Here is a 21,933-nt window from a genome sequence, read left to right as displayed (position 1 = left end):
CCCCAGGTAGGCGCGCTCGGCACTGTCCAGGTCCGGGGCACGCAGGATCGCGTGCGCTTCAGCAGCAGGGGAGACGGAGGCCATGGGGGGTCCTTGTCCGTTGCGGGCGCTCGATCAGAACGAGCGCATCAGGGAAATGAAGGCCGACGTCTGCGTGCCGCGACGGGCCATCGGGCTGTCCTTTACGGCATCGCCGAACCACTGGTTGGCGACGACGCCGGTCGCGCGCCACTTCGTGCCCAGAGGCGTACTGACCGCGATCTGCAGGCTCGGCGATGTCGCGCTGCCCGGGTTGTAGGCGGCAAGTCCCGAGCGCAGCGCTTCTTCGTCGGTGATGCCGTAGTAGTAGTCGAGCAGGCGCGCACTGGAGTGCACCACGCCGACCTTGGGCACCCAGGTGAAGCGACCGGCCTGGATCGGATAGCTGTAGTGCAGGCGCGATTCCATGCCACCTCCGTGGCCGGTGATCTCGCGCATCACGCTGGCCTCGACGATGCCCCAGTCGGCGCTGTATTCACCATTGATGCCGGCCATGGCGGACATCTGCCGGCTGTGCAGGCGACGCAGCTGAGGATCGTTCACGTCGTCGGTCTTGAAGCGCAGCGTGTAGGGCGTGACCGCCGCCGACAGGCGCAGGCCTTCGCGCTTGTACAGGTACATGCCCAGCGAGCCCGGGCTGGCGAAGAAGCGCTCGCCCTGCCAGGCAATGGACGGTACGACCAGCGGCTTGACGTCGTAGTGGGCGTAGGCCCCTGAGGTCGCGCCTGCACTGATACCGGCCTGCACCCCCGGGTTGCGGTCGGCGGCGTGGGTGATCAACGGAAGGCCGATGGCAGCGGAGAACAGCAACGGGCGCAGCAGGGTCGGGGACAGCGACGGCATCGATCAGCCACTTTGCGGGGGATGGCTGTGCATGGTGCGGGCACAACATTGTCAGAACATTGCGCCTTGGCATTCGGCACGCGAAGGCGCCCAAAGCCGGCGCCAGGCACTATGATCGGCACCGTTTCCGGTAGCCGAGCCCCTGATGCGCATCCTCCTGGTCGAAGACGATCCCGATCTGTCCCGTGCCCTGCAATCGGGCCTGGAGCGGCAGGGCGTGGTCGCCGACGTGGTCGGCAGCCTGGCCGAAGCCGCGATCGCGCTCCGCGAGCCGGTGCACCAGCTGATGCTGCTCGACCGCCAGCTGCCCGATGGCGATGGCGTGGCTTTCGTCGCCACCGCGCGCGCGCTGCGCCCGAACCTGGCGGTGATCATGCTGACGGCCAAGGGAACGCTGTCGGACAAGGTCGAGGGGCTGGATGTCGGTGCCGATGACTACCTGGTGAAGCCGGTGGCGATCGAGGAGCTGATGGCGCGGATCCGCGCGGTCTCGCGCCGGCCCTCGGCGATGGTGACGCCAAGCCTGCATCTGGGCCGGCTGGATTTCGACTTCGAATCGCTGCAGGCGCAGGTGGAGGGCCAGCTGTTGGCGCTGCCCCGGCGCCAGGTGCTGGTGCTGCAGGCGCTGGCGATGCGGCAGGGGCGCACGGTCACCCGCAGCGCACTGGAGGCGGCGGTGTACGGTTTTGATGATGAGATCCAGTCCAATGCGCTTGATGCGCACATTTCCAAGCTGCGCAAGGCGCTGCAGCAGGCCGGGGCCGGCGTGGAGATCCATGTGATCCGCGGCGTCGGCTACCTGCTGGCGGAGGCCTGAGATGGCCCGTCCGATCCGCTCCATCACCCTGGGCCTGGCCTGGCGGTTGTTCCTGGCGCAGGCCTTCACCGTGCTGTTCGCGGTGGTTGCGTTGATCCTGACCTGGGGTGACAAGGACACCTGGGGCATGGACATGTTCATGGCCGAGGCGGTGGCCAAGGCGGTGCACAGCGAAGGTGGCCGGCTGGTGCTGGACCAGGCACGCTGGGAAAAGCTCGATGCCAGTGCCGGCGGCAACCTCTGGTTCGCGGCAGTCGACGACAAGGGGGTCTGGTTGGAGCGCGGCACGATTCCGGCGATCCACGCGCCGCTGCTGGCGCGGTTGCCGACGCTGGGCGCGACCGAACTCGGTTCGCTGGTGCCGCCCTACCTGGATGTGGCGCGGGTGATGATCCGCAACGAGGACGGGCGGCGCATCACGGTGATGGTGGGCGGGGCACCGAAGGGCGGGCTGCTGGACGGCGCGCTGATGGTGCTGCGCCTGATCGGCCTGTGGTTCTTCCTGCCGCTGATCGTGGTCACGCTGCTGGTGATGCCGACCGTGATCCACCGCGCGATGCGTGGCGTGCGCCGCTCCGCGCAACAGGCCAAGGAGCTGGATATCGGCCAGCCGGGTGCGCGGCTGGATGCGCAGCTGGTGTCGACCGAGGTCGCGCCGTTGGTCGAAGCCTTCAACGACGCGATCGACAAGGTGCAGCAGGGCTATGCAGCGCGTGACAAGTTCCTTGCCGATGCCGCGCACGAGCTGCGTGTGCCGATTGCAGTGGTGCAGGCGCGCCTGTCGCAGCTGCCGCAGGGCGAGCTGAAGTCGCAGCTGCTGACCGACGTGGCGCGGCTCGGCAACGTCGCAGAGCACCTGCTTGACCTGCAGCGACTTGATCGCAATGTCGGCGCACTGCAGCGGCTGGATCTGGCGCTGCTGGTGCGTGAAGCGGCCGCCGATCTGGCGCCGCTGGTAGTCGGTGCCGGCTACGGCTTCGAAGTGGATGCACCTGAGATGCCGGTGTGGATCCACGGCGACAGCCTGGCGCTGGGCCGGGTGATCGCCAACCTGGTGCACAACGCCATCGTCCATGGCGGCGGGCGCGGCACCATCTGCGTGCGCCTGGACACGCGCGGCCTGCTGGAAGTCAGCGATCAGGGTGCCGGTATTCCGGTGAGCGATCGTGAAGCGATCTTCGAGCCGTTCCATCGCCTGCGCGCGGCGGGCAGTGGCAGTGGCCTGGGCCTGCATCTGGTGAAGGAAATCGTGCAGCACCACGGCGGCTCGGTCAGTGTCGGCGAGGCCGCCGGCGGCGGCGCCAGCTTCCGGGTCAACTTCCACCGCGGCACCGTCCGGCGCTGACAGCCACGCGGGGAAAACCCCGATAGGCAACCTGTCGCGCCCGGCGGCAGGCTGATGGAATGGCTTCCGAACGTTCCGCGCCGGCCCTGTTCGGCCCCGGCTGCGCCGCCGGCCTGGTGCTGGGCGCGCTGGCCTGCGTGCAGATGCCGGCGCTGCTGCCGCTGTGGCTGAGCGTGCCGATGGCGGTTGCCGGTGGCGCGGGCTGGCTGCTGCGCTGGCGAGGCCGCACCTGGGCTGCAGTCATGCTCGGCCTGGCATGGGCAACAGTGCACGGGCAATGGGCCTTGCACGACCAGCTTCCACCCGACGCGCCGCCGCAGGATGTGCAGGTGCGAGGGCGGGTGGCTGATCTTCCACAGAGCGGGCCCGGCTACACGCGCTTCGTGTTGCACGTGGATGAGGCCGATACGTTGCCAGCGTTGCGTGGCAAGCGCCTGCAGATCACCTGGAACGACCCGTGGCGCGGATCGTCAGCGCACGGGGCCGAGGGCGGACGCCATGCGGTTCGTGCAGGGGCGCATTGGCAGTTGTCGTTGCGCGTGCGTGCGCCACGCTCGCGGATCAATCCCGGCGGCTTCGATGGCGAACGCCATGCATTGCTGCGTGGTATCTCCGGCAATGGCACGGTGCGCGACCCGGGCGCTGCCCGTGAGCACGCGCCTGCGCAGGGCCTGCCGGCCTGGCGCGAGCGCAGCAGTGACGCCATCGCCACGCAGGTGGCACATCCTGCCGCGCGGTTCCTGCAGGCCTTGGCCCTGGGCGACACCCGCGGCCTGTCTGATGCCGACTGGGAACACCTGCGCGCGCTGGGCCTGACCCATCTGGTCGCCATCTCCGGGTTTCACGTGGGCGTGGTGGCGGGCTTCGGCGTACTGCTGTGCCGCGTGTCGTGGTGGCTGTGCCCGCTGCTGGGACGGTACTGGCCACGGCCGCAGGCGGCGGCATGGGGCGCGGCGCTGGCCGCAGCTGCCTATGCCGTGGCAGCCGGTGGCGCGCTGCCAACGGTGCGCGCGGCGCTGATGATCGGGTTGGTGGCACTGGCCCGTGCCGGACGTCGCCCGGTGGGTGCGGGGCAGGGGCTGGCCCTGGCCGCGATGGTGATGCTGCTGCCGGCGCCGCTGTCGGTGCTGTCGGCCGGCTTCTGGCTCAGCTTTGGCGGCGTGCTGTGGCTGCTGTGGTGCCTGCCGCGAACCGGGCCGGAGGGCGCCGGTGGGGGCCTGCGTGGCTTCCTGGCCGCCCAGGGCGTGGCCAGCCTCGGCCTGTTGCCGCTGTGCGTGGCCCTGTTCGGCGGCACCGCGCGCTTGGGGCCGCTGGTCAATCTGCCGATCATTCCGTGGTGGACCCTGCTGGTGGTGCCGTTGTCGTTGCTGGGTACCGCGCTGCAGGTGCTTCACGACGGTGCCGGGCGCTGGGCCTGGCGTACCGCGGCCTGGCTGTTCGAGCTGAGCTGGCAGGCGCTGCAGCCACTGGCGCTGCACCCGCAGGCGATGTGGTGGTTGGCCGAGGCGCCGCGCTGGGCGGTACCGGCGGCACTGGCCGGGGTGTTCTGGTGGCTGCTGCCACGCGGCGCCGGCGGTGGCCTGGCGGGCCTGCTGCTGTGCCTGCCGCTGCTGTGGCCCGCCCGGCATGCACCGGCCGAAGAAGAACTGGAGCTGCTGGTGCATGACGTAGGGCAGGGCACTGCGGTGCTGGTGCGTACGGCGCGGCACGCGCTCTGGTACGACGTGGGGCCGCCGACCGGCGGCGAAGGCAACGAACGGATTCTGGTCCCGGCCCTGCGCGCGCTCGGCCAGGGGTCGCCCCGGCAGGTGATGCTCAGCCATGACCATCTTGATCACACCGGCAGCCTGTCCAGCCTGCGACGGCAGCTGCCCGGACTGCAGCTGCTGGCGCCACCGGGCAGCACCATCGCTGGCGCCACGCCCTGCCAGCAGGGGCTGCGCTGGCAGTGGGACGGGGTAGATTTCCAGGTCCTGCACCCGGCGCCGGGCAGCCGTCAGGCCGAGAACGAAGACAGCTGCGTGCTGCGCATCGCCAGCCGCCACGGCGTGGTCCTGCTGCCGGGTGACATCGGCCGGCCGGCCGAGCGGACGCTGCTGGAGGCGTCTCCGGCAGCGCTGAAGGCGGATGTGGTGCTGGTGCCGCACCATGGTAGCGGCACCAGCTCCAGCGCGCCGTGGGTCGAGGCTGTGGCGCCACGGCTGGCGGTGGTCTCGGCCGGGCACCGCAACCGCTTCGGGCACCCTCGCCAGGACGTGGTCCAGCGCTGGCAGGCGCAAGGGGCCGAGGTACTGGCCACGGCCGATTCCGGGGCGATCCGCATATGGCTTGGCGCACAAGGGCTGCAGCTGCGTGAACAGCGCATCCACGCATTCCGCTGGTGGGATGCCGCTGGGCGGGCGCGGTCGGCTGTTATCCTATCGCCGATCGAACAAGCGGCCGTTGGGCCGGAGGGTTGAAACGTGTGGGAACTGGTCAAGGCCGGTGGCTGGCCGATGGTGCCGCTGCTGCTGTTGGGCGTACTGGCTTTGGCGATCATCCTGGAGCGTTTCTGGTCCCTGCGGCGTACTGAAGTGCTGCCGCCCGGCCTCGGCCAGGAAGTGCGCAACTGGGCGGCACGCGGCAAGCTCGACCCGGCCCACCTGCAGACCCTGCGCGCGAACTCGCCGCTGGGCGCGCTGCTGGCTGCCGCACTGGAAGCCCGCAACCGCCCGCGCGACCAGATCCGCGAGCGCATCGAAGACACCGGCCGCCACCTGGTGCACCGCATGGAGCGTTTCCTCAACGCGCTGGGTACCATCGCTTCGGCCGGGCCGCTGCTGGGCCTGCTGGGCACGGTGATCGGCATGATCCAGATGTTCCTGGGCATCCTCGACCACGGCGTCGGTGATGTGAACCAGCTGGCCGGTGGTATCGGCAAGGCGCTGGTGTGCACCGCCACCGGCATGATCGTCGCCATTCCGGCGCTGATGTTCCACCGCTACTTCAAGGGCCGCATCCACGGTTACGTGGTGGAGATGGAGCAGGAAGCCAGCGCGCTGCTGGATACGCTGGATGGCCGACCCGGGGTGATGAACCCTGCCGCTGCCACGCGCCCGGCCGGCGCGGCGATGGCGAAGGCCTGATCGATGCGTATCGGCAACGACCGATCCCAGGATGAGCCGCATATCGACCTGGTGCCACTGATCGACGTCATCCTGGTGTTGATCATCTTCTTCGTGGTCACCACTACCTTCGATGCGCGCTCGACACTCCAGGTGGAGCTGCCCACGGCCAGCCAGCAGCCCAGCAATGAGCCACCGCGCTCGTTGAGCGTGCTGATCAACGCCGAAGGCCGCTACTTCATCAATGACCAGGAAGTGCTGCGCAACGACGTCGAGTCGGTCAAGCAGACCATCGCGGCCGTTGCCGGCAGCGACCGCACCCAGCCGGTGCTGTTGCGTGCCGATGCCCGCACGCCCTATCAGGCCGTGGTGACCGCGCAGGATGCGCTCGGTCAGCTCGGCTTCCGCCGTATTGCCATTGCAACAGCACCCGAGGTGCGTCCATGAGTTCCAAACACGCGCCGGTGTGGCCGATCTACAAACGTCTGCTGGGATACACCCGTGCCTACTGGGGCATGATGGTCGCCGCCGTCATCGCCATGGCGGTGGAGTCGGTGGCCGGCTACCACTTCACCAAGCTGATGGAGCCGCTGGTCAACCGCGGCTTTGTCAATCCCGAACCGAAAATGGCGGTGATCCTGCCGCTGACCATCCTCGGCCTGTTCCTGATGCGCAGCGCCGCCACCTGGGTGAGCGACTACGCGCTGGCCAAGACCGGTCGCAGCGTGGTGCGCGACCTGCGTGAACAGGTGCTGGCCAAGTACCTGCACCTGCCGTCCTCGCATTTCGATACCGAATCGACGCCGGTGATGGTCAGCCGCCTGAACTTCGATACCGAGCAGGTCACCCAGGCCAGTGCCGACGCGCTCAAGACCGTGGTTGCCGACACCCTGACCATCATCGCCATGCTGGCGGTGATGCTGCAGATGAGCGTCAAGGTGACCGTGGCCATGCTGGTGGTGGTGCCGATGATCGGCGTGATCGTGTCCTACGTCGGCAAGCGCTACCGGCGCATCAGCCGCGGCATCCAGGACGGCATGGGCACGATGGCGCAGACTGCCGAGCAGTCGCTGGCGGCCCAGCAGGAAGTGAAGGTGCACGGCACCCAGCAGCACGAAATGTCGCGCTACTCACGCCTGGCCAACCGCATGCTGGCGCTGAACATGAAGGTGGAAATCACCCGTGCCGGTGCCTCCAGCGTGGTCCAGTTCCTGGCCGCGCTGGCGCTGGCGGTGATCGTCTGGGTGTCGACCCGCGAAGCACTGGCAGGCCGCCTCAATGCCGGCCAGTTCATGGGCCTGATGATCTCGATGACGGCGATCATCCCGTCGCTGCGCCGCCTGACCAGCGTGCAGTCCTCGATCTCCCGCGGTGTGTCCGCCGCCGAGCGCCTGTTCGACATCCTCGACATGCCGGTCGAGCGCGACGAAGGCCGCAACACGGTGCAGCGCGTGCGTGGCGAACTGGCCTTCGAGCACGTCATGCTGCGTTACCGCGAAGACAGTGGCATCGCCCTGGACGACATCAGCTTCGTGGCCAAGCCGGGTACGGTCACCGCCATCGTCGGTCGGTCCGGCAGTGGCAAGACCAGCCTGATCCGGCTGGTGCCGCGCTTCTATGAACCCAGCGGCGGGCGCATCACTCTCGATGGCGTGGCACTGGATGACTATCCGCTGGCCGACCTGCGTCGCCAGGTGGCGATGGTCGGGCAGAAGGTCATGCTGTTCGATGACACCATTGGCGCGAACATCGCCTATGGCATGGACGCGACCGATGAACAGATCCGAGCGGCGGCCGAAGCCGCAAACGCCTGGGAGTTCATCGCGCGCATGCCGCAGCAGCTGCAGACCCCGGTGGGCGAGAACGGCGCGCTGCTGTCCGGCGGCCAGCGCCAGCGCCTGGCGATCGCCCGTGCGATCCTGCGCGACGCGCCGATCCTGATCCTCGATGAAGCCACCGCAGCGCTCGACAACGAATCGGAGCGCCTGGTGCAGGACGCGCTGCAGCGATTGATGCCCGAGCGCACCACGCTGGTCATCGCGCACCGCCTGTCGACCATCGAGCATGCAGACCAGGTGCTGGTGATGGACCACGGTCGCATCGTCGAGCGCGGTACCCACAAGGAGCTGCTCACCATGGGTGGCCTCTACCAGCATCTGCACAGCATGCAGTTCCGCGAAAGGCAGGACTGATGGCCGGCAAGGGTACCCAGACCCCGCCGTACTGGTACGACGGCAGCCCGGTTCCGTGGGCGATGCGACTGCTGGCGCCGCTGTATGCCGGCGTCACCGCGCTGCGCCGGCGCGCCTATCGGCGTGGCTGGCGCAAGCGCTACACGCTGCCGGTGCCGGTCATCGTGGTTGGCAACATCACCGCCGGTGGGACTGGCAAGACGCCGCTGACCATCGCGCTGGTGGAGCGCCTGCGTGCCGCCGGCTGGAAGCCGGGCGTGGCCAGTCGTGGCTACGGCCGCGAAGATGCCGACAAACCGCTGTGGGTGAAGGCCGATACGCCGACTGCCAAGGGCGGTGACGAACCGGTGCTGATTGCCTGGAAGACAGGCGTGCCGGTGCGCGTGGACCGTGATCGCGTTGCTGCCGGCAAGGCGCTGATCGAGGCCGGCTGCGATGTGATCGTCTGCGACGACGGCCTGCAGCACTACCGGCTGGCGCGCGACATCGAGATCGAAGTGGTCGATGCGCAGCGCCGCTACGGCAATGGCCGGATGATTCCGGCCGGACCGCTGCGCGAGCCGGTCAGCCGCGCCAGCGAGTGCGATTTCCGCGTGGTGAATCTCGGCCAGGCCGATGAGGAATCTGCGGCCCAGGCCTGTGGTTTCGGCCAGTGGCCGATGGCCCTGCACATCGACAGCGCGCAGCCGCTGGCCGGTGGCCGTGCCCGTCCACTGTCGTACTTCAAGGGCCAGCGTGTGCACGCCGTGGCCGGCATCGCCCACCCGCAGCGCTTTTTCGACATGCTGCGCGTGCGAGGCATCGGCGTGGTGCCGCACGCCTTCGCCGACCATCAGGCCTATCAGCCGCAGGACCTGTCCTTTGGTAGCCAGCTGCCGGTGCTGATGACCGAAAAGGACGCGGTGAAATGCCGGGCGTTCGGCAATGACTGGCACTACGCGGTCCCGCTGCGCGCCGAGCTGCCTGCCGCGTTCTGGGTGGCGCTGACTGACCGCCTGGACAAGCTGCGACCGAACTGAGTGGCACGGCGGCGCTTGCATTCATGCGCCGCCGGCCGCATTCCCGTTGTAACGAGCCTGCCGAGTACCGCCCCATGACCGAATTCGTCGTCGCCATCCCGGCCCGCTATGCCGCCTCGCGGCTGCCGGGCAAGCCGCTGCGCCTGCTGGGCAGTGAGCCGCTGGTGCTGCATGTGGCGCGCCGCGCGCTGCAGGCCGGTGCCGGCGAGGTCTGGGTCGCGACCGACGATCAACGCATTGCCGACGCACTGTCCGGCCTGGCCGAAGTGAAGGTGGCAATGACCGCCACCTCGCATGCCTCCGGCACCGATCGCCTGGCCGAGTGCGCGCGCATCGCCGGCTGGGCAGATGACACCGTGGTGGTCAACCTGCAGGGCGACGAGCCGTTTGCACCCGCAGCGGGTATCCGTGCGGTGGCCCAGGCGCTGGTTGACGGCAATGCGCCGATGTCGACCCTGGCGACCGCCGTGGAGGATGCAGAAACCCTGTTCGATCCGAACGTGGTGAAGCTGGTGCGCAACGTGCGCAACGAGGCGATGTACTTCAGCCGCGCGCCGATCGCCTGGCACCGCGATGGCTTCGCACGCAGCCGTGACACGTTGCCGGCCGGTCACAACTGGCTGCGTCACATCGGCATCTACGGCTATCGCGCCGGTTTCCTGCAGCAGTTCGCGGCGATGCCGCCGGGCCAGCTGGAGCAGGTCGAATCGCTGGAGCAGCTGCGCGTGCTGGAAGCGGGCTTCCCGATCAGCGTGGCGATCTCGCCGGAACCGTTCCCGCCGGGCATCGACACGCCCGAGGACCTGGAGCGCGCCGAAGCACTGCTGCAGACGCTGGCGGCACGATGAAGCTGCTGGTCGTCTGCCTCGGCAACATCTGCCGTTCGCCGATGGCCGAAGGTGCGCTGCGCGCACGCCTGGAGGCCTCGCCGCTGGCCGGGCGGGTGCAGGTGGATTCGGCCGGCACCGGCGACTGGCATGTGGGCGAGCCGCCGGACCGGCGTGCGATCGCCTGCGCGGCCGGGCACGGCGTGGACATCGGCGGCCTGCGTGCACGCCAGCTGCAGGCTGTGGATTTCGAACGTTTCGACTGGATCCTGTGCGCCGACGAGGCCAACCTGCGTGATGCCGGCCGTATCGCCACGCCGGCCCAGCGCGAACGCCTGGCACTGTACCTGCCATGGTCGGGCGGAGAGGGCCGGGTGGCGATCCCGGATCCCTACACCGGCGGCAGTGATCATTTCGAACAGGTCTGGACATTGGTGGACAATGCTGCAAAACGTGCCGTGGCACGACTGTTGCATGACGCCGACTCCGGCATAATCGGGCCATGAACGTCCAGCCCGTCCCGGACCTGCCCGAGTTCGCCACCTGGCTCAATGCCACCCCCTGCACCCTGACCGAACTGCGCGGTCGGCCGGTGGCGCTGTTGTTCGTCAACGCCGCCTCCGCGTGGAGCGCGCAACGCCTGGCCGAGTTCGGCCAATGGCTGTCGCGCCACCCCGGCAAGCTGCAGCCCCTGGTGCTGCAGGTGCCGCGCTTCGACTTCGAGCGCGACGCCGGTGCCGCACTGAAGCTGTTGCGTCGCCAGGGCCTGACGATGCCGGTCCTGCTCGATGCGGACTGGGATGGCTGGCGCCGCTTCGGCGTCACCGCCTGGCCAACCCTGGTGCTGCTGGATGCGCAGGGCCGCGAACAGCAGCGGCTGGTCGGGCAGGGCGCACCTGGCGAACTGGAGCGTGCCTTGAATGCGCTGTGCGAGGGTGCGCCGTCGGCGCCGCCGCGTGGCGGTAGCGAGCTGCATCCGGAGCCCCGCCAGGCACTTTGCTTCCCGCTCGGCCTGGCGGTCAGTACCGAGCGCCTCTACATCGCCGACAGCGGCCATCACCGCATCCTCGAATGCAGCCATGGCGGCCGCATCCTGCGCCAGTTCGGCCTCGGTACCGCCGATTTCATGGACGGCAACCTCGCCGAAGCGGCGTTCCACCGCCCGCAGGCGCTGGTGCTGGAGCGCGATGCGCTGTACGTGGCCGATACCGGCAACCACGCCGTGCGCCGCATCAACCTGCTGACCGGCATCGTCGACACGCTGTGCGGCAATGGCCGCCCCGGTGCGCCGGTGGAAGGTCCGGTCGCGCAGGCCCGGCAGGTCTCGCTGGACCATCCGGTCGGCCTGGCCATCGCCGACAACCAGCTGCACATCGCCATGGCCGGCGACAACCGAATCTGGAGCTACCACCTGGGCCAGCGCAGCCTGCAATGGCGCGCCGGCAGTGGTTCCATCGACGAGCGTGATGGCAGCGGCCATCTGGCCGCGTTCGCACAACCGACTGCGCTGGCCGTAGTGCAGCAGGTGCTGTACGTGGCCGATGCACTGGGTTCCTCGATCCGTGCACTGCAGCTGCGCGGCGACCTGGTGCAGACGCTGGTCGGGCAGGGGCCATGGCGCTTCGGCAGCGAAGACGGCCCGCGTGCGGACGCCAGCCTGCAGTTCCCGCAGGCGATCGCGCTCAGCCCGGATGCGCCGCTGTTGTGGATTGCCGATACCGGCAACGGTCGCCTGCGCACGCTGCGCCTGGGCGGTGGCGAACTGACCACCCAGCCGCTGCCGCGCCGCCTGCATGGCCCGGCTGGACTGGCCGTGGGCGCAGGTGCGGTGTGGATCGCCGAGACCGACGCCCATGCCGTGCTGCGCTTCGATCCCGACAGCGGCGTGCTCAGCGAAGTGCCGATCAGCGAATGACCGACGTTCCCGCTCCGGTCTTCGACGGCAAGGCCTTCGCGGCCCAGCTCAGCACCGCTCCCGGCGTGTACCGCATGTACGCGGCCGACGACACCCTGCTGTACGTCGGCAAGGCGCGTGCGCTGCGCAACCGCGTCGGCAGCTATTTCAACGGCAGCCCGAAGAACGCACGGATCATGTCGATGATCTCGCAGATCACGCGCATGGACGTGACCGTGACGCGCTCGGAAGCCGAGGCGTTGCTGCTGGAAAACCAGCTGATCAAGTCGCTGTCGCCGCGTTACAACGTCTCGCTGCGCGACGACAAGACCTATCCGCATGTGCTGCTGACCCGCGAGGACTGGCCGCGCATCGCCCTGCATCGCGGCCCGCGCGCCATTCCCGGTCGCTATTTCGGGCCCTATCCCGGCGTTACGGCGGTGCGCGAAACGCTGAACCTGATGCACAAGCTGTTCAAGCTGCGCAGCTGCGAAGACAGCGTGTTCCGCAACCGCTCGCGGCCGTGCCTGCAGTACCAGATCGGCCGCTGCAGCGCGCCCTGCGTGGAGCTGGTACCGGCGCCGGACTACGCCGAGTCGGTGCGCCGCGCTGCGCTCTTCCTGGAAGGCAAGAGCGACGAACTGACCCGCGAGCTGGGCGAGCAGATGCAGGCCGCCAGCGAGGCGCTGGAGTTCGAGCAGGCCGCGCGCCTGCGCGACCTGATCTCCTCGCTGCGCAGCATGCAGACCCGCCAGTACGTGGACGGCCGCGCCGCAGATCTGGACGTGCTGGCGGTGGCCATGCAAGGGTCTCAGGCCTGCGTGCTGCTGCTGGCCTTCCGCGATGGCCGCAATCTTGGCACCCGCCCATTCTTCCCGCGCACCAACGGTGAGGAGAGCCCGGAGGAAGTGCTGGCCGCCTTCGTCTCGCAGTACTACATCGAATTCGAGCCACCGCGCGAGATCCTGCTGGACCGCGAGATTCCCGACGCCGATCTGCTGGTCGCCGCGCTGTCCGCCTCGGCCGAGCGCAAGGTGCAGTTGAAGTGGAACGTGCGCGGCGAGCGTGCCGGCTACGTGGAGCTGGCCAGTCGCAACGCGCAGCTGACCCTGGCCACCGAGCTCAACAGCCGCAACGCGCAGCACGCGCGCAGCGATGCACTGCGCGACATGCTGGGCCTGGCCGAGCCGGTCAAGCGTGTCGAGTGTTTCGACATCAGCCACACCCTGGGCGAGGCCACCGTGGCCTCATGCGTGGTGTTCGACGCCGCCGGTCCGGTGCGCGCGCAGTACCGCCGTTTCAACATCAGCGGCATCGAGCCGGGCGACGACTATGCCGCCATGCGCCAGGCCATCGACCGCCGTTTCCGCCGCGCGGTGGAAGAGCAGGGCGTGCTGCCGGATGTGCTGCTGATCGACGGCGGCGCCGGCCAGCTGGCACAGGCGCAGGCCGCACTGGCCGACCTGGGCGTGGAGGGCGTACTGCTGGTGGGCGTGGCCAAGGGCGTGGAGCGCCGCGCCGGCCACGAGGCGCTGGTGATGCCCGACGGCCGCGAGCTGCGCCCGGGCGCGGCCAACCCGGCGCTGCAGTTCATCCAGCAGGTGCGCGACGAGGCGCACCGCTTCGCCATCACCGGCCACCGCGGCCGCCGCCAGAAGGCGCGGATGACCAGCAAGCTGGAGGACATCCCCGGTATCGGCCCCCGCCGCCGCGCCAGCCTGCTCAAGCATTTCGGCGGCCTGGTCGGCCTGAAAGCCGCTGGCGAAGCGGAAATCGCCAAGGTGGAAGGCATCAATGACGCCCTCGCGGCACGTATCTACGCTAACCTGCACGGGTTGGCCACGCCTGATGCGGCCGAGTAGAGAGAGAAGCACGCAAGCATGAAGTTGACCCTGCCCACCTGGCTGACGTTGTTGCGGATCGTGATGATCCCGGTGCTGGTGCTGGTGTTCTACCTGCCCTACACCTGGACCAACTTCGCTTCGGCGGCGATCTTCGGCCTGGCCGCGATCACCGACTGGCTCGATGGCTGGATCGCCCGCCGTTACCAGCTGGAGTCGGCATTCGGTGCCTTCCTCGACCCGGTCGCGGACAAGCTGATGGTGGCAGTGGCACTGTTCCTGATCGTGCAGGGCCACCCGACGCCGTGGATGGCGTTCTGGGCGGCGGTCATCGTCGGCCGCGAGATCGCGGTGTCGGCGCTGCGCGAATGGATGGCCGAGCTGGGCCAGCGCGCCAAGGTGCGCGTGGCGATGATCGGCAAGGTCAAGACCACCGCGCAGATGGTCGCGCTGCTGTGCCTGCTGTACTCGGTGGCCCCGAACGTACCGGTGGAAGACATCTGGATGGGCTGGCCGGTGTTCCACATCGGCGACTGGACCCTGGCGATTGCCGCAGTGCTGACCCTGTGGTCGGGCCTGCAGTACCTGCATGCAGCCTGGCCGAGCCTGCGCGATGACGAGCGCGCCGCGCGTGAGCGTGCGCGGCAGAAGAAGTTGGGCAACTGAGCCCATCGATGCGCGTATCCACGCATGGCGCCGATACGCGACGCCGGGCATCTCGCAGACCCTGAAAAAAAGCGCTTGACGCCTTCCTTGGAATAGGTAAAATTTCGCCTCCCAAGCGGGAATAGCTCAGTTGGTAGAGCGCAACCTTGCCAAGGTTGAGGTCGCGAGTTCGAGTCTCGTTTCCCGCTCCAGATTCAAGAAAAACGCTCCCGCAAGGGGGCGTTTTTCGTTTGCGTAGAACCCGCTTCATCCCCACTTCACCGCCACTCCTTCGCGTCACCACGCACCCGTTCGAAGCTGCATCTGTGTTCCTCCAGGACGATGCAGCAATGCCCCACACTCCCTCCGCCTACGACCACGATGTGGTCATCGTCGGCGCCAGCTTCGCCGGTGCCGCCTGCGCATTGGCCGCTGCCCAGTACGGCCTGCGCGTCTGCGTGCTGGAACGCAAGGCCGACCCCGGCGAGCGCCTGCACACCACCGGCATCGTGGTGAAAGAGGCGATGGAGCAGACCTGGCTGGGGCGAATGCCCGAACATCTCGTGCAACGCGTCGCAAACGTGCGCCTGTATGCGCCGAATCTGCGCAGCGTGTTGCTGGCCGCGCCGGGCTATTACTTCCTCACCACCGATACGCCGAACCTGATGCGCTGGCTGGCCAGCGAACTGCGCGCGAATGGTGTCGACCTGCGCCTGCAGCAGTCCTTCACCGATGCACATCGCAATGGTGACGGCTGGCTGGTGGATGGGGCAGGGCGATGTGCCTATCTGGTTGGCGCTGATGGTGCACGCTCACGCGTGGCACAGCGCACCGGGCTCGGCCAGGTGCGTGACAACCTCTACGGCGTCGAACGTGAGTTCGCCGGCCTGCAGGTGACGCAGGGCGACGCGCTGCACTGCTTCGTCAGCAAGCGCTACGCGCCGGGTTACATCGGCTGGGTCGCGCAGAATCCAACCGGCCTGCAGGTCGGGTTGGCGCTGCGTCATGACCCGCAACAGGTGCGGCCGCCGGATATTGAAGGTTTCCTCGGCCACGTGCGCGATGTGGTCGGCATCCCGCCTTCGGCGCGTCCCTCGGCCACCCGCGCCGGCCTGGTGCCCTGCGGCCGGCCGGATGGGCCGATCACCGGCCAACGCGTGATCCTGACCGGCGACGCGGCGGGCATCGTCTCGCCGCTCTCCGCCGGGGGCATCCACTCCTCTTGGCGGCATGGCTGGGCGGTCGGCGAGGCGATGGCCCGCCATCTGCGCGGGCAAGGGCCAGAAGCGGAACGGGTGGCGCGGCAGGTGGCGCCGGCATTCCATGGAAAGCGCCTGCTGCGCTGGGCGATGGATCATCTGCAGGTCGACTGGCCGCTCAACGCGCTGCTGCACACGGCGGCCACGCGGCGCATTGCCGAGCAGGTCTACTTCCACCGCTGTGGCCTGCGGACCTGAGGTATCGGTCCTGGAGGCCTGAACGCCGCCCTTCACTTCAGGTGAAAATTCCTGTTGACGCCGTGCAGCAATATCGACACAATAGCGCTCCTTCGACGCAGGTCGAACGAAATCTGCGGGAATAGCTCAGTTGGTAGAGCGCAACCTTGCCAAGGTTGAGGTCGCGAGTTCGAGTCTCGTTTCCCGCTCCAGATTCAAGAAAAACGCTCCCGCAAGGGGGCGTTTTTCGTTTGTCACACCGGTTGCACCACCCACGCGCTAGCGTGCCTTGCCGGGCAGGGCGCTGCACCAGGTCCGGGCATTCTGCCGGTCGAAACCGGGGCAGCGGTTGTCCTGCGGGATGTAGACGTAGGGAACGTCATCCTCGTAGGTGAAGTGGTAGTAGTAGGTGCGATCCTTTCCGTACAACCAGTAGTTCGACGAGCCCTGGTTGATGGCATATGGCTCGAAGGTGAAGATCGAAGATTCATCGGGAATGAAGTTGCTGCGCTCCATCAGTAGCAGCAGGGCGTTCGAGACCAGTGGGGTGGTCAGGACGAGCACGATCACACCGACAGTCGCTGTCGTGATGGAGCCAATCAGCAGCCAGCGGCGAGGGTGTTTCACGGTCGGGCAGCATCGAAGCAAGGCAGTGCCGCAATGTGCAATACGCCGTGAAAGTCGTCCAGTGTTCCGTGCCGGGAACGCATTGAAAGCGTAGTGAAAGGCTGGGTCGGCGTTGCCTGAACCGCACGCGTGCTGTGACCTTTTTCGGACGATTTCTCCATGTTCGCTCCACAATCGCACGGTAGCCTTCATGCTCCTTCTACACGTTGGCGGGCTGGTGGTCAGGCGTATCACTTCAGTGGCAGTGCCCAGGACAGGGCGTGGACTCTCCCTGCAGGCAGTGCTGCGCCCCGGCGCGTTGTTGGCAACCCTGGCCTTGGCGGGTTGCATGTCGGTGTCCGTCCCGGACCTGCCTGATCGCACACCCAGCGCCTGGACCCAGGTGCCGCAGGGGCAGGGTGTGGCGGTGGACGCCAGGCAGTGGTGGAAGGTGCTGGCCGACCCGGCGCTGGACGGACTGGTGGACCAGGCCATCGCAGGCAACCTCGACCTGCAGCAGGCCACGCTGCGGCTGCAGGCCGTGCGGATCGTCGCCGGCACCTCCGACTCGCGTTTCCTGCCGGAAATCTCGGCCAGCGCAAAGCAGGTGCAGGACGCTGCTGCGGTCGATACCTATTTCCATGCCGGCATCGAAGCGATCTGGGACCTTGGCCTGTTCGGCGCCGCCGAGAGTGCGCAGCTCAGCGCGCAGGCCTCGGCCGGCAATGCCGAGGCGCTGCGCAATGCCGCACAAGTGGCGGTGATTGCCGACGTGGTGCGCAGCTATCTGGACCTGACCGTGGCACAGGCCCAGCAGGACCTGCTGGCCCGGCAACAGACCGTGGATGTCCGCGGCGAGCAACTGGCTCTGGTCCGACAGCGCCTGCGCCTGGATGAGCCGGGCGAGCTGGACCGCCTGCGTGCACGCCAGGCCGCCACCCGCGCCGCCATCGCACAGGCTCGGGAAAACGCCGACAACGCGGCCCGCGCGCTGGCATTGCTGCTGGGCCGTGACGGCGCGGATCCGGCCTGGCGCGCGTATCGCACGCCGCCGAAGCTGGGCACGTTCTCGTTGCAGCAGGTGCCCGCCGATCTGCTGCGCCATCGTCCGCAGATCCTGCTGGCCGAGTCGGAGGTGATGCAGGCTGCCGCCAGCAAGGGTTCGGCGCGCGCCGCGATGTATCCGCGGGTCAGCCTTGGCGGCTCCATCCTGTATGCCTACAACCTTACCCAGAACGCCCGCTCCAATTCCGATTCCAGTCCGTCGATCGGCCCGTACATTGATATCCCGCTGTGGGACTGGGGTCAACGCCGCGCGCGTTTCCAGGCCGATGAGAAGCAGCTGGACGCCGCATTGCTCGGCTACCGCAAGGCGGTGCTGGAAGGCGTGAGCGAAGTGGAAGGTGCGCTGGGCAGCCTGGCGCGCCAGGACAGCAGCATCCAGTCGCTGCGTGTGGCCAATGATGCCGCTGGCCAGCAGGTCAAGCGCCAGGCGCGGCAGGTGCAGCTGGGCCTGTCCAGCGAGTTCGATGGGCTGGACACGCAACGTGCGGCGCTCGCCTCGCAGGCCGACCTGATCGGCGCGCAGGGTGCGCGCGTGCTGGCCTTCGCGTCGTTGTACCGTGCCCTCGGCGGAGCCCCGCTGCCGGCTGAGGGTGAGGGCGAACAGCAATGATCGCGCTGGCCCGCAAGACCCTGGCCTATGAATGGCGCCGGTTCCTGCCGGTGGTGCTGGCGATGTGCTTTGCCGGAGTGCTGCTGATCGTGCAGGCGGCACTGGTGCTGGGCATCTTCGGTACCGCCGCGATCTACGTGAAGGCGTCCTCGGCCGATATCTGGGCCGGGTTCCCTGGCACCCAGAGCGTCAACTACGGGCATGCGATCAGCGCGGATGTGGAAAGCCACCTGCGCATGGACCCGGATGTCACCCGCGTCGAACCCTACGAGTGGGTGGATGGCGAGTGGCGCTCCAGTGCGCAGGGCACCGGTAACGTGTCGGTGTACCTGTCCGGCATCTCCACCCGCGACGACGCGATGATGTTCGCGCGCATCCTGCCCGCCGACCTGCGCGCGCAGCTGCGCGAACCGGGTGCCGTGATCGTCGACAGCGCCGACCTGGATACGCTGGGCGTGGACCTGCAGAACAACCGCGCCTGGATCAACGGCAAGGCCGTGCGTGTGGTTGCCGCGCAGCCGGGACTGCGTGGCCTGGGTGGCGTCAACGTGCTGGCCTCGCTGGATACCGCGCGCGCCATCGCCGGTACTGATCCGCACGAGGGCAGCACCTATTTCGTGGCCGGCCTGCGCTCGCCGGAGCTGGCCGACCGCGTGCGTGACCGCCTTGCAGCGTCGATGGGCCAGGCCACACCGGTCGAGTTCTGGACCGCGTCGGAGTTCGCCAGCCGCTCGCAACAGTACTGGCTGTTCGATACCGGCGCGGGTATCGCGGTGTTGTTCATGGCGGTCATTGTCTGCTTCGTCGGCGCGGTGATCACCAACCAGTCGTTCGCCTCTGTGGTGGCCGGCTCGGTGCGCGAGTACGCCACGCTCAATGCACTCGGTGCCGGCCGCTATGCGCTGGCACGGGTGGTGTTCGAGCAGGCCTTGCTGATCGGCGGCGTGGGCATGTTGTTGGCGGCGGCGTTCAGCACCGTCGTTCTGTTGATCGCGCAGTCCCAGCGCGTGCCGGTACAGCTGACACCAATGGTGATCCTCGGCTGCGTGGCGCTGGTTGCGGTGATGGCCATGCTCTCCAGCATCATGGCGGTACGCAGTGTCGTCCGCTCCGATCCATCGTTGCTGCTGCGTTGAGGGCCGGTCGATGACTTCCTTACGCGCCGTCGCCCCGACTCTGCGGGCCGATGCACTTGAAAAGGGCTTCATGTCCGGCGACGTGCAGGTGCCGGTGCTGCGCGGCCTTTCGCTGGACATCTATCCCGGCGAGCTGACCCTGGTATCCGGCCCGTCCGGCTGCGGCAAGAGCACGCTGCTGTCGCTGCTGTCCGGCTTGTCCGCGCCCGATGGTGGCCGTGTGCACGCACTCGGCCAGGATGTGGGCCACATGAGCCGCAGCGAAGTGGAGCGTTTCCGCCTGCACCATGTCGGTTTCGTGTTCCAGGGCTTCAACCTGTTCCCGGCACTGACCGCGCTGGAGCAGGTGCAGCTGCCACTGGGCTACCGCGGCATGAGCAATCGTGAAAGTGAGCCCCTGGCCCGCAAGGCGCTGGAGGAGGTCGGCCTCAGCCATCGCAGCCACATGCGCCCGGCGCAGTTGTCCGGCGGTGAGAAGCAGCGTGTGGCCGTTGCCCGCGCGTTTGCCAAGTCGCCGACGCTGATCTTCGCCGATGAACCCACCAGCGCGCTGGATGCCGAGAACGGCCAGCGCGTGATCGACATCCTGCATCGCTACGCACGCGCGCATGGCGCCACCGTGCTGTGCGTGAGCCACGATCCGCGCCTGATCCGGCATGCCGATCGGGTGATCGCCATGGAAGACGGCATGGTCCGTGATGACCGCCGCCAGAACGAAACTGTAGAGTCCGCCCCATGACCAAGACGTCGCACCTGCTTCCCCTCAGCCTGGCCCTGTCCGCGGCATTGCTGCTCGGTGCCTGTTCCAAGGAAGCGCCCGCGGCTGCACCGGCGCCTTCGGGCAAGACTGATGCTGCCGCCGCCGGCAAGGTCGCGGTGGCGCGCGGCATCATCGACGTCGAAGGCGGGCTGATCGCACTGGCGCCGCCGGTGGATGGCTCGATCACCGCTGCGCCGGTGAAGGAAGGCGCCGTGGTGAAAAAGGGGCAGCTGTTGCTGTCGCTGGATGGCGCCCTGTTGCAGCAGGAAGTCGCAATGGCCACCGCCGACCTGGCGTTAGCCAATGACCGCCTGAAGGGCAGCCAGGCGCAGCTGCGCGAGCTGGAGCGCAACGCCACCCGCCTGTCCACCGGCGCCAGCGAAGGCGTGTCGTCCAACCAGCAGGCCGATGCGGCCAAGCAGCAGCTGGCCGGTGTGCGCGCCGATGTCGACGTGGCCGGTGCGCAGGTCGACATGGCCCAGCACAAGCTGGAACACGCCAGGCTTAAATTGCAGCAGATGTCGTTGAGCGCACCGGAAGCCGGCACCGTGGTCGGCCAGGTACCGGGCCTTGGCGCCTTCGTGCAGGCGGGCAAGCCGGCGATCTCGTTGTTGCCGGCGCGCCCGCTGCAGGTGCGTGCCGAACTCAGCGCCGCCTATGCCGATGCCGTGCAGGTGGGCATGCAGGCCACCGTGGTGCCGGACAGCGATGGCGCCGAGAACACCGGCACGCTGCCATCCGCGCGCGTGGTGCGCATCAGCCCGGTGTTCGCGCAGGCACGCCTGCCTGAAGATGCAGGGCGTGGCGTGGCCAAGGTGGTGGAGTGCGTGCTGGAGTTCGACGGGCAAGCCAAGGCGCGCTTCGGCCAGCACGTGCGGGTGGAGTTCCTGAAGTAGGCCTGGCGTTGGGGGGGGCATCTATGGGCCCTTTCGATGCCTGAGTGTCCGCCACGCGCTCACCGCCGACACCAGGCACAGTGCCAGCAGCAGTCCCACGTCCAGCAGCAGCAACCACAGCAGGTGCATGCCGTGTACGGGCGGCTGGTGCATCGCGGACAGCATCCACGGTACCGACCACGCCAGCAGCAGAACGAAGGCGATCAGCAGGCGCAGCCACAGCCGCTTCAGTTTCCAGGGGCGCACGATCAAGGCGGCCACGACCAGTTCAACCGTACCCAGCAACGCGAACACGATGACGGTGCTGGTCGGGTAGGGCAGCTCGGCGCCTTCCAGACGATGCAGCAGCCAGTAGTCCGGAGTGAAGCCGGCATTGACCAGTGCGGCGATCAGCGCCAGCCAAGTGAGCGCGACCAGCAACCAGAACAGGCGGATGTAGCGTCTAGGCATCGGCGATGTCCGGGGTGGCACGCAGGCGGCTGCGTGATGCGTACCATGCGGATGTGACGATCGCGGCCAGTGCCAGCAGGCCGGGCCCGATGGTGAAGTACAGCAGGCGCAGCGGGTGGTTGTGCATCAGCGTCCAGGTTGCGAACGCCAGGGGAATCGCCAGCACCAGCAGCTTGGCAAACAGCGGCCGCAGCACCGCGATCAGCGGCTGGGCGCCAATGAACATCCAGAACAGATAAAACTGGGCGATGCCCAGGCCGATGTCACGATGGGAAGTGAAGCCGAAATGGTCGCGATACCCGTTCATCCCCAGCGGAATCAGTACCCAATACAGCAACGCCACCAGCAGGTGCAGCAGCAGGGCGATCAACAGGGGCGTGCCGCGAAGGAACATGGGCGAACGGGGCC

Annotated in this window: 21 protein-coding genes and 2 tRNA genes; 19 read left to right on the top strand and 4 right to left on the bottom strand. The window is 68.0% G+C overall.

Annotated elements, in window-relative coordinates:
* Nucleotides 1-114 precede the first annotated feature (114 nt).
* Nucleotides 115-882 (bottom strand): MipA/OmpV family protein, encoded by a 768-nt coding sequence (locus tag N5D20_RS05985; RefSeq protein ID WP_197578858.1) that lies wholly within the window; start codon nt 880-882, stop codon nt 115-117.
* 145 nt (nt 883-1,027) lie between these two features.
* On the opposite strand from N5D20_RS05985, the gene N5D20_RS05980 reads away from it, so the two are divergent.
* From N5D20_RS05980 to N5D20_RS05910, 15 genes are all read left to right on the top strand, one after another.
* Nucleotides 1,028-1,699 (top strand): response regulator transcription factor, encoded by a 672-nt coding sequence (locus N5D20_RS05980; RefSeq protein ID WP_053442783.1) that lies wholly within the window; start codon nt 1,028-1,030, stop codon nt 1,697-1,699.
* Between the two features lies 1 nt (nt 1,700).
* Nucleotides 1,701-3,044, top strand: a complete 1,344-nt coding sequence (locus tag N5D20_RS05975) for a HAMP domain-containing sensor histidine kinase (protein ID WP_197578859.1) — start codon at nt 1,701-1,703, stop codon at nt 3,042-3,044.
* A 59-nt stretch (nt 3,045-3,103) separates the two neighbouring features.
* Nucleotides 3,104-5,503 carry a DNA internalization-related competence protein ComEC/Rec2 gene (locus N5D20_RS05970; RefSeq protein ID WP_197578860.1) on the top strand — a complete coding sequence of 800 codons (2,400 nt, stop codon included), beginning with the start codon at nt 3,104-3,106 and terminating at the stop codon, nt 5,501-5,503.
* A 3-nt stretch (nt 5,504-5,506) separates the two neighbouring features.
* Nucleotides 5,507-6,169, top strand: a complete 663-nt coding sequence (locus N5D20_RS05965; protein ID WP_010486081.1) for a MotA/TolQ/ExbB proton channel family protein — start codon at nt 5,507-5,509, stop codon at nt 6,167-6,169.
* A 3-nt stretch (nt 6,170-6,172) separates the two neighbouring features.
* On the top strand, nt 6,173-6,595 hold the full coding sequence (locus N5D20_RS05960; RefSeq protein WP_010486080.1) for a biopolymer transporter ExbD: 423 nt from the start codon (nt 6,173-6,175) through the stop codon (nt 6,593-6,595).
* Nucleotides 6,592-8,340: a lipid A export permease/ATP-binding protein MsbA gene (msbA, locus tag N5D20_RS05955; RefSeq protein ID WP_032128904.1), complete on the top strand. Its 1,749-nt coding sequence runs from the start codon at nt 6,592-6,594 to the stop codon at nt 8,338-8,340. The genes N5D20_RS05960 and msbA overlap by 4 nt, the downstream gene beginning before the upstream one ends.
* Nucleotides 8,340-9,359: a tetraacyldisaccharide 4'-kinase gene (lpxK, locus tag N5D20_RS05950; protein WP_197578861.1), complete on the top strand. Its 1,020-nt coding sequence runs from the start codon at nt 8,340-8,342 to the stop codon at nt 9,357-9,359. The genes msbA and lpxK overlap by 1 nt, the downstream gene beginning before the upstream one ends.
* Before the next feature lie 74 nt (nt 9,360-9,433).
* Nucleotides 9,434-10,207, top strand: a complete 774-nt coding sequence (gene kdsB / locus N5D20_RS05945) for a 3-deoxy-manno-octulosonate cytidylyltransferase (protein ID WP_197578862.1) — start codon at nt 9,434-9,436, stop codon at nt 10,205-10,207.
* Nucleotides 10,204-10,692 carry a low molecular weight protein-tyrosine-phosphatase gene (locus tag N5D20_RS05940; RefSeq protein ID WP_019337178.1) on the top strand — a complete coding sequence of 163 codons (489 nt, stop codon included), beginning with the start codon at nt 10,204-10,206 and terminating at the stop codon, nt 10,690-10,692. Before kdsB ends, N5D20_RS05940 begins: the two co-directional genes overlap by 4 nt.
* Complete coding sequence (locus N5D20_RS05935) at nt 10,689-12,101, top strand: hypothetical protein (protein WP_057503600.1); 1,413 nt, start codon at nt 10,689-10,691, stop codon at nt 12,099-12,101. The genes N5D20_RS05940 and N5D20_RS05935 overlap by 4 nt, the downstream gene beginning before the upstream one ends.
* A complete protein-coding gene (gene uvrC / locus N5D20_RS05930) occupies nt 12,098-13,942 on the top strand; it encodes an excinuclease ABC subunit UvrC (RefSeq protein WP_010486074.1) in 1,845 nt (614 codons plus the stop codon). The genes N5D20_RS05935 and uvrC overlap by 4 nt, the downstream gene beginning before the upstream one ends.
* A gap of 18 nt (nt 13,943-13,960) precedes the next feature.
* Nucleotides 13,961-14,587: a CDP-diacylglycerol--glycerol-3-phosphate 3-phosphatidyltransferase gene (gene pgsA / locus N5D20_RS05925; protein ID WP_012510614.1), complete on the top strand. Its 627-nt coding sequence runs from the start codon at nt 13,961-13,963 to the stop codon at nt 14,585-14,587.
* 115 nt (nt 14,588-14,702) lie between these two features.
* A tRNA-Gly gene (locus N5D20_RS05920) sits at nt 14,703-14,778 on the top strand.
* A 138-nt stretch (nt 14,779-14,916) separates the two neighbouring features.
* The gene (locus N5D20_RS05915; protein WP_197578863.1) at nt 14,917-16,023 is read left to right on the top strand and encodes an NAD(P)/FAD-dependent oxidoreductase; all 1,107 of its coding nucleotides are present in this window, start codon (nt 14,917-14,919) and stop codon (nt 16,021-16,023) included.
* A 115-nt stretch (nt 16,024-16,138) separates the two neighbouring features.
* Nucleotides 16,139-16,214 (top strand) — tRNA-Gly (locus N5D20_RS05910).
* 67 nt (nt 16,215-16,281) lie between these two features.
* Here N5D20_RS05910 and N5D20_RS05905 read toward each other — a convergent pair.
* Nucleotides 16,282-16,629 (bottom strand): hypothetical protein, encoded by a 348-nt coding sequence (locus tag N5D20_RS05905; RefSeq protein WP_052148843.1) that lies wholly within the window; start codon nt 16,627-16,629, stop codon nt 16,282-16,284.
* A 190-nt stretch (nt 16,630-16,819) separates the two neighbouring features.
* On the opposite strand from N5D20_RS05905, the gene N5D20_RS05900 reads away from it, so the two are divergent.
* The 4 genes from N5D20_RS05900 to N5D20_RS05885 are packed head-to-tail and all read left to right on the top strand — an operon-like array spanning nt 16,820 to nt 21,075.
* Complete coding sequence (locus N5D20_RS05900) at nt 16,820-18,283, top strand: efflux transporter outer membrane subunit (RefSeq protein WP_197578864.1); 1,464 nt, start codon at nt 16,820-16,822, stop codon at nt 18,281-18,283.
* On the top strand, nt 18,280-19,419 hold the full coding sequence (locus tag N5D20_RS05895; RefSeq protein ID WP_197578865.1) for an ABC transporter permease: 1,140 nt from the start codon (nt 18,280-18,282) through the stop codon (nt 19,417-19,419). Before N5D20_RS05900 ends, N5D20_RS05895 begins: the two co-directional genes overlap by 4 nt.
* A gap of 10 nt (nt 19,420-19,429) precedes the next feature.
* The gene (locus N5D20_RS05890; RefSeq protein ID WP_197578866.1) at nt 19,430-20,158 is read left to right on the top strand and encodes an ABC transporter ATP-binding protein; all 729 of its coding nucleotides are present in this window, start codon (nt 19,430-19,432) and stop codon (nt 20,156-20,158) included.
* Nucleotides 20,155-21,075 (top strand): HlyD family efflux transporter periplasmic adaptor subunit, encoded by a 921-nt coding sequence (locus N5D20_RS05885; protein ID WP_159359979.1) that lies wholly within the window; start codon nt 20,155-20,157, stop codon nt 21,073-21,075. Before N5D20_RS05890 ends, N5D20_RS05885 begins: the two co-directional genes overlap by 4 nt.
* 21 nt (nt 21,076-21,096) lie before the next feature.
* On the opposite strand, the gene N5D20_RS05880 is transcribed toward N5D20_RS05885, so the two are convergent.
* Nucleotides 21,097-21,525: a hypothetical protein gene (locus N5D20_RS05880; RefSeq protein ID WP_043402948.1), complete on the bottom strand. Its 429-nt coding sequence runs from the start codon at nt 21,523-21,525 to the stop codon at nt 21,097-21,099.
* Complete coding sequence (locus tag N5D20_RS05875) at nt 21,518-21,919, bottom strand: hypothetical protein (protein WP_197578867.1); 402 nt, start codon at nt 21,917-21,919, stop codon at nt 21,518-21,520. Before N5D20_RS05875 ends, N5D20_RS05880 begins: the two co-directional genes overlap by 8 nt.
* Between the last annotated feature and the right edge of the window lie 14 nt (nt 21,920-21,933).

The organism is Stenotrophomonas sp. GD03877 (genome assembly GCF_029840555.1).
In the GTDB taxonomy this organism is placed as follows: domain Bacteria; phylum Pseudomonadota; class Gammaproteobacteria; order Xanthomonadales; family Xanthomonadaceae; genus Stenotrophomonas; species Stenotrophomonas geniculata.
This window is presented reverse-complemented; position numbering and strand designations above follow the sequence as displayed.

What these genes read in the sequence shown, in the direction of transcription:
- N5D20_RS05900 (WP_197578864.1), top strand. Translation starts at nt 16,820, where the DNA reads ATGCTCCTTCTACACGTTGGCGGGCTGGTGGTCAGGCGTATCACTTCA.
- pgsA (WP_012510614.1), top strand. Translation starts at nt 13,961, where the DNA reads ATGAAGTTGACCCTGCCCACCTGGCTGACGTTGTTGCGGATCGTGATG.
- kdsB (WP_197578862.1), top strand. Translation starts at nt 9,434, where the DNA reads ATGACCGAATTCGTCGTCGCCATCCCGGCCCGCTATGCCGCCTCGCGG.
- N5D20_RS05940 (WP_019337178.1), top strand. Translation starts at nt 10,204, where the DNA reads ATGAAGCTGCTGGTCGTCTGCCTCGGCAACATCTGCCGTTCGCCGATG.
- uvrC (WP_010486074.1), top strand. Translation starts at nt 12,098, where the DNA reads ATGACCGACGTTCCCGCTCCGGTCTTCGACGGCAAGGCCTTCGCGGCC.
- N5D20_RS05885 (WP_159359979.1), top strand. Translation starts at nt 20,155, where the DNA reads ATGACCAAGACGTCGCACCTGCTTCCCCTCAGCCTGGCCCTGTCCGCG.
- N5D20_RS05935 (WP_057503600.1), top strand. Translation starts at nt 10,689, where the DNA reads ATGAACGTCCAGCCCGTCCCGGACCTGCCCGAGTTCGCCACCTGGCTC.
- N5D20_RS05875 (WP_197578867.1), bottom strand. Translation starts at nt 21,919, where the DNA reads ATGTTCCTTCGCGGCACGCCCCTGTTGATCGCCCTGCTGCTGCACCTG.
- N5D20_RS05975 (WP_197578859.1), top strand. Translation starts at nt 1,701, where the DNA reads ATGGCCCGTCCGATCCGCTCCATCACCCTGGGCCTGGCCTGGCGGTTG.
- N5D20_RS05960 (WP_010486080.1), top strand. Translation starts at nt 6,173, where the DNA reads ATGCGTATCGGCAACGACCGATCCCAGGATGAGCCGCATATCGACCTG.
- N5D20_RS05890 (WP_197578866.1), top strand. Translation starts at nt 19,430, where the DNA reads ATGACTTCCTTACGCGCCGTCGCCCCGACTCTGCGGGCCGATGCACTT.
- N5D20_RS05985 (WP_197578858.1), bottom strand. Translation starts at nt 882, where the DNA reads ATGCCGTCGCTGTCCCCGACCCTGCTGCGCCCGTTGCTGTTCTCCGCT.
- N5D20_RS05915 (WP_197578863.1), top strand. Translation starts at nt 14,917, where the DNA reads ATGCCCCACACTCCCTCCGCCTACGACCACGATGTGGTCATCGTCGGC.
- msbA (WP_032128904.1), top strand. Translation starts at nt 6,592, where the DNA reads ATGAGTTCCAAACACGCGCCGGTGTGGCCGATCTACAAACGTCTGCTG.
- lpxK (WP_197578861.1), top strand. Translation starts at nt 8,340, where the DNA reads ATGGCCGGCAAGGGTACCCAGACCCCGCCGTACTGGTACGACGGCAGC.
- N5D20_RS05970 (WP_197578860.1), top strand. Translation starts at nt 3,104, where the DNA reads ATGGCTTCCGAACGTTCCGCGCCGGCCCTGTTCGGCCCCGGCTGCGCC.
- N5D20_RS05980 (WP_053442783.1), top strand. Translation starts at nt 1,028, where the DNA reads ATGCGCATCCTCCTGGTCGAAGACGATCCCGATCTGTCCCGTGCCCTG.
- N5D20_RS05880 (WP_043402948.1), bottom strand. Translation starts at nt 21,525, where the DNA reads ATGCCTAGACGCTACATCCGCCTGTTCTGGTTGCTGGTCGCGCTCACT.
- N5D20_RS05895 (WP_197578865.1), top strand. Translation starts at nt 18,280, where the DNA reads ATGATCGCGCTGGCCCGCAAGACCCTGGCCTATGAATGGCGCCGGTTC.